Origin of the sequence: Rhizobium ecuadorense (assembly GCF_001187535.1) — a bacterium.
Taxonomy (GTDB): Bacteria; Pseudomonadota; Alphaproteobacteria; order Rhizobiales; family Rhizobiaceae; genus Rhizobium; species Rhizobium ecuadorense.
This window is the reverse complement of the sequence record NZ_LFIO01000437.1, coordinates 1-603: the sequence shown is the minus strand read 5'-3', so window position 1 is coordinate 603 and position 603 is coordinate 1. Positions and strand designations below refer to the sequence as shown.

Genomic DNA, 603 nt, shown 5'->3' with positions numbered 1-603 from the left:
ATATCCTTCAGCTGAGACCGGAAAACATCGATGTCAATGTCAGGGGCGGCCAGGATCACCGCCAGTTTATCGATGACGTCGTCACGATGCTGCAGTTTGAGCTGGCGCACGGTCTCCATGACCAGGAATCCTCCCATGCTATGTCCGAAAAGGATGATGCGTTTCACCTTTCCTGAAGCCGAGAGCGAGGTGACAAGCGAGTCCAGGTCGCTGCGCGAGGACAGCGCCGCATCGCGGTCGGCGACATAGCCGGCGACGGCGGCGGCCGATGGCCAGGAAAACAGAATCGGAGAGCCCGGAATATTGGCGTCCGCGGCGATCTGCGCGGTGCGAAACAACGCCTCTTGATAACTATAATTGTAGCCATGGACGAAGATGCCGACGGTGCCATCGGACTGCGTGGAGGCGAGCGCCTCCTCTACGAATGCGTCCTTTGGAAGCTGCTTGCGCTGGAAGACGGCAAATTGGCGTTCGGGATCCGGCCTCGAGGTCGGATATGTGATCGCGGTGTCCTTCCGGTTGGGAGGGACCGAAAATGCATATTGCTCGTAGGTGAGATTGTCAGCCCATGCGCTCCCGAACCCGCCGCGCGCGGTATCGGGG

General features: G+C 59.7%; 1 protein-coding gene. It reads right to left on the bottom strand.

Annotated features, from left to right (window positions below; genetic code table 11):
- The coding region (locus AF337_RS11035) for an alpha/beta hydrolase (protein ID WP_152970977.1) at positions 1-603 on the bottom strand (603 nt) is incomplete at both ends.